The 5578-nt window shown below is 43.3% G+C and carries 4 protein-coding genes and 1 pseudogene; all 5 read right to left on the bottom strand.

Annotated elements, in window-relative coordinates; genetic code table 11:
* Positions 1-99 precede the first annotated feature (99 nt).
* The gene (locus tag PSE7429_RS20830) at positions 100-1170 is read right to left on the bottom strand and encodes an AAA family ATPase (RefSeq protein WP_009629340.1); all 1071 of its coding nucleotides are present in this window, start codon (positions 1168-1170) and stop codon (positions 100-102) included.
* 145 nt (positions 1171-1315) lie between these two features.
* Positions 1316-2827 carry a GMC oxidoreductase gene (locus tag PSE7429_RS20825; RefSeq protein WP_009629339.1) on the bottom strand — a complete coding sequence of 504 codons (1512 nt, stop codon included), beginning with the start codon at positions 2825-2827 and terminating at the stop codon, positions 1316-1318.
* 203 nt (positions 2828-3030) lie between these two features.
* A complete protein-coding gene (locus PSE7429_RS20820) occupies positions 3031-3645 on the bottom strand; it encodes a cytochrome c oxidase subunit 3 (RefSeq protein WP_009629338.1) in 615 nt (204 codons plus the stop codon).
* Positions 3632-5311, bottom strand: coding sequence for a cytochrome c oxidase subunit I (gene ctaD / locus PSE7429_RS20815; RefSeq protein ID WP_009629337.1), 1680 nt, complete (start codon positions 5309-5311; stop codon positions 3632-3634). The genes PSE7429_RS20820 and ctaD overlap by 14 nt, the downstream gene beginning before the upstream one ends.
* Before the next feature lie 108 nt (positions 5312-5419).
* A pseudogene (locus PSE7429_RS25785) lies at positions 5420-5578 on the bottom strand (ISKra4 family transposase); the annotation flags it as partial.

The following is a 5578-nucleotide window of genomic DNA, read 5'->3' as shown; positions in this document are numbered from 1 at the left end:
CTGCATTTTCCTTTATTGCTTCAAAGAAATGTCGTGAATGAGTCGAGATTAGCATCTGGCAGTTAGTCTCATTATGGAGTTCCTTTAGTAACAGGGCAATTAATCTCTGGTTATTAGGATGGTTAAAAGAACACATGGGATTCCACCATTTCTAAGTTGATCACCTTTATCTAAAGCCCCAATTTCTATCAAGATACTTCTTTCATAATCATCTGAGTTTTGGATGAGATTGCAATTGCTTATCCAATGTGTCTCTGCATTTTCCTTTATTGCTTCAAAGAAATGTCGTGAATGAGTCGAGATTAGCATCTGGCAGTTAGTCTCATTATGGAGTTCCTTTAGTAACAGGGCAATTAATCTCTGGTTATTAGGATGGAGGTGAGAGTCTGGTTCATCAAGAATTAATAGTTTAGGCTTATACAAATAATAGTAAGAGAGTAATTGAATTGCCTGTAAAATGCCAGTTCCACAAGCGTCTATTGGTAACTTAGTTCCATTGTGAATAACTTTTGCATTTATATGCTCATCCACATTCTTGTCAAAAGCAACCTGTATATTATAAGCAGAGAAAACGGATTTAAATTTTTCAATAAATTTCCCCCAAGCTATTTCATCTTTCTTTAGAAGAAATAGTATATTTCGGAAAACACTATTTGAATCACCTTTGGCAGCCGCTTTACGGACTACTGAAGGTGGTCGGTACTCTTCAAACGATGGAATCCCTGCTAATCCTGGCACAATAATTGAGTAAGGTATCTCAATATCTTGTAACTTGGTTCCAAGAGTCTTTCCCACAATATTAGTTGCAATATTCCTATTTTTGCCTTTGCTTATGGTTACTTCTGCTTGTCCATATTCAATGTCAATGAAAGTTACTTTTATTCCATTTTCTCTATTTGTTTGAAAACGTCCGTTTGGGGCTAGTGCTTCTATATCTCGCAAAGGGGAATATATTAGATTTTGGCTTGACAGTGACGAAGGACAGCGATCTTTATCCCATCGGGCTTTTTGCTGTTTTGTTGATTGAGCTACAGACACTGCAAATTGAATAGCTTGCTGAATACTACTTTTTCCTGCGTTATTCGATCCAATAAGAAGATTAATACCTCCTAAAGTAATCTCAATGTCACTAATATTTTTAAATCTCTGAATTCTAATCTTCTCTAACACTTAGCAGGGTTCCAAGATTGGTTAATGTATAAGTAGTGGCTAAACAGGAAAAATTTATCTAATTAATATTATAGGGTATTTAGTCAAACCTGCTTATTTATTACTAAATACCCTCTTTAAACTATGAAAATAGTATAAAAGCTGCTTATCTTAACCTCTCGATCAACCGATCGCTTACTCTTAAAGCATTAGCAATAATCGTTAATGCAGGACTCACCGCCGCATTAGAAGGGAAGAAACTGCCATCTATCACATAGAGATTATCGAGGTCGTGGGCGCGGCAATCGCGGTCTAAAACGGAAGTTAAAGGATCATCACCAAAGCGACAGGTTCCGCATTGATTGGCGACCACTTGCAACGGTGACTCGGCGCGGGGATGCAGGAAACCAGTGCGGAAACCATCTAGGGACTTTTCGATATTTTTTAAAACATCAGTCCAACGATAAATTAAGCGATCGTGGGCTTCCGTATTGTTAGGATTGTAATCGATATGGATTTTGTTATTTTCCCAACGTACTCGATTATTGGAGTCGGGTAAATCCTCCGTTTGCGCCCACCAACCGATGGAATGGGTGGCTAACTGCTTTAGTCCGAAGTTGGGCATGAGCTTCGCCACAATGGAAAATACGGGAGGCGATTCCGCAAAAATGATGTCGGTGAGCAGTCCGCCAGAGTTTTGAATATGTCCCATGGGATAGGGGAAATCCGCATCACCCCAATAGAAATCATTTACATAGATAGATTTTTGGAAGGAGCCATTATTGGGCTTAGTGCTGAGTTGGACTACTGATGACAAGAGGCTTTTCATCAAGTTCCGTCCCACTTGATCGGAGCTATTGGCAAGCCCTTTGGGATGGGAATCATTTGCCGATCGCAACAGTAACGCCGCCGAATTGATTGCGCCACAGGCAAGCACGACGATATCACCTAAAAAGAGATAGGACTGTCCGCCCACTTCCGCTTCTACTCCCTTCACCGATCGCCCCGATGGATTGGTATGTAGGCTGATGACTTTGGCTTGGGTTTTCAAGGTGACATTGGCAAATTTCAAGGAAGGGACGAGACAATTTGCTTCGGAGTCGCTAGTGGGGTCATCCTCTTGGCGGGTCAAGCCGAGGGGAACTGTGGATGGATGCAAACCTTGATTAGCGATCGCCTCATAGATCTTCTGGATCTCAGGCTCATGACTGACCGCAGGATAGGGATAATCAGCGCTGTGAGTTGGTTCGGTGCTGTCAGTTTGTGTCTCGCCATGCACCTTATAGAGATTTTCGGCTTCAGTGTAGTAAGGCTCAAATTCGTCATACTTCACGCACCATTCAGGGGAAATTCCTGCTTGATGAGTGACGGATTCAAAATCCTTCTCGCGCCGCCGCAAGAGAGCCGCACCATAGATTTTAGTATTCCCACCGATCGCATAGTTAGTCTGTGGCGAAAATGGCTCGCCTGATTGGTCATACCACTGCTCAGGGGCATGATAGCGATCGCGCTGAAAGATATCGATATTGCTACGATTCTGTTCTTCGAGGGGCATAAAGTCACCACGTTCGAGAATCAGAATTTTCTTACCTGTGGAAGCCAGTTTATAGGCAAGGGTTCCGCCACCAGCGCCAGTTCCCACAATAATCACATCGTAATAATGGTCATCAATAATCATTGGATTCTCCTTGTTTAGAAATGGCTTTTAGCTGTTAGCTTTTAGCTGTTAGCTGTTAGCTTTAATTGAATGTAGAAGTTATTTAGCTAAAGAATGTAGAGAGAACTAAATCATGTTAAAAAAGGCTAAAAGCTAAAAGCTAATCGCTAATCGCTAATCGCTAAAAGCTAATCGCTAATCGCTAACAGCCAATAGCCCGCTAATCACTGCCAAACATATATCAACGTAAACAATGCAATCCAAATCACATCGACAAAATGCCAGAATAGCGAAGTCGCCTCAATGCCATATAAACCCTTGTCATATTCATTAGGAAGGAATGATCGCACTAACATGATTAGCTGCAACAGCACACCCGTTAAAACGTGCAGCCCGTGAAAACCTGTCAGCAGATAGAAACTACCACCAAACACGCCATCATCAAAGCCAAAGGCTAAACCACTCCATTCCACTGCTTGACCGTAGAGGAAATAACTACCCATAGCGATCGTTAGCAACCAGAAGGCGCGAAAGCCCCAAAGATTATTCTTATGGAGGAATTTCTCGGCGATATAGATCGTGAAGCTACTGGAAACGAGAATGATCGTATTAATCGTTGGTTCTTTAATTTCTAAACCTGTTACACCATCGGGAAGCCAATGGAGAGAAGTAGTCTTATAAACGATGTATCCTGCAAAAAAGCTCAGGAAGATCACACTTTCGGAAAGGAGAAAGACCACAAACCCGAACATACGATTATCAGTATGTTCGTGATGCGCGGCTTCGTGGGCGGCTTCCAAAATAGGATTCTCACTAACAGAAGTATTAACTGGTTGCATGATTTACCTCCAATTGATCGGGATTAGAAACTAAGGGTTCATCTTTACCATAGCCGTAGGGTTCGGAGATTACAATTGGTAACTCCTCAAAGTTCTCATGGGATGGCGGCGAAGAAACTAGCCATTCCAAACCGATCGCCCGCCAAGGATTTTTGGGAGCTTTTTCGCCTTGTACCCAAGAACCAATCATGTTAAGCAAGAATGGTAATGTCGATACTCCCAACAGAAAACCACCTAAACTAGCGATGACATTCCAGAAGGCAAACTCTGGATCGTAGGAAGCAACTCGGCGCGGCATTCCCTGCAAACCGAGGGGATGCATCGGAAAGAAACAGGCATTCGTACCGATAAAGGTGAGGATAAAATGGAGCTTCCCTAAACCTTCGGAATACATTCTCCCCGTCATTTTGGGGAACCAATGATACAGCCCTGCGTAGATTCCCATGACCACCGCACCGTAAATTACATAGTGGAAATGCCCAACTACGAAATAAGTATTATTGACATGAATATCGACGGGAACAGAGGCAAGCATGATTCCCGTAATTCCTGCAAATACAAACATCACCAGCGCTCCTAATCCAAACAGCATCGCTGTAGTTAACTTGATCTTGCCGCCCCAGATCGTCGCCACCCAAGCAAATACTTTAATTCCCGTCGGTACTGAGATCAGCATCGTCGTTGCCATAAATAGCATCCGCATCCAGCTAGGTGTGCCACTGGCGAACATATGATGCACCCAAACCACAGCGCTCAATCCCGTAATAATCAACGAAGATACAGCCACGACCTTGTATCCAAAGAGCGGCTTACGGGCATAGACAGGAAAAATCTCTGAGAAAATCCCAAATACGGGCAGGATAATTACATAGACCGCAGGATGGGAATAGAACCAAAAGAAATGTTGAAAGAGAACGGGATCGCCGCCCTTAGCGGGATCGAAGAAACTCGTGCCAAAGGTCAAATCCGATAGTAGCATCACGGCTCCAGCAGTCAAGGCTGGCAATCCAAATAATTGAATGATCTGCGCGGCGAGAACCGTCCACACAAACACAGGCATTCTGAACCAAGTCATTCCCGTAGTCCGCATTCGGAAAATCGTGGTCACGAAGTTAATCGCGCCCATAATCGAAGCAACGCCCGAAATGGCAACAGCAAGCAACCAAAGGAACTGACCGTTCACAATATTCCCCGTAGGATTTTGCAAACTTACGGGTGGATAAGCCCACCAGCCAGACTGAGCCGAACCTCCTGGCACGAAAAAGCTCGCCATCAGGATAATTCCAAATACGGGAACCATCCAAAAGGCAACGGCATTCAAACGGGGAAAAGCCATATCGCGAGCGCCGATCATTAATGGCACTAGGTAATTAGATATTCCTAGAAGTACGGGAAATGTCCAGAGAAACAGCATGATCGTGCCGTGCATCGTGAACATGGAGTTATACACAGCGCGATCGACCAGATCCGATTCAGGGGTAATCAGTTCACCCCGAATCACCATCGCCAGAACGCCACCAATGAGAAAAAAGAAAAAAGAAGTAACAATATACTGAATCCCAATCACTTTATGATCGGTACTAAATCCAAAAAATCGCCGCCAGTCTTCAGGTTGCTCAGACTGGGGCGGAAGATCGGCGATCGCATCAATAGAGATATTTGCCATGATTTATGAATTGAGTTAAAAGTTATAGCCTAGTTGTGAAAATACTTATTCAAGTCTAACTAAGGAGTTGTAACGGGAGCATCTCAATTAGGCACTGAGTAAATATACTTAGGCAAGATTGAGGTTGAGATAAGCGCAACGATGTTTAAGAACTTGGGGAAGATTATCGCGCTTCCACTGAGCACCAGATATTTTGATTCTACGCCCAATTTGCTTGATAGTAGATTCAACAGCACCAGAGCCAATGGTAATTCCTTGTGTTTGAAA

The organism is Pseudanabaena biceps PCC 7429, from assembly GCF_000332215.1.
In the GTDB taxonomy this organism is placed as follows: domain Bacteria; phylum Cyanobacteriota; class Cyanobacteriia; order Pseudanabaenales; family Pseudanabaenaceae; genus Pseudanabaena; species Pseudanabaena biceps.
The sequence above is the reverse complement of the archived record's forward strand: the minus strand, read 5'-3'. Positions and strand labels throughout refer to the sequence as shown.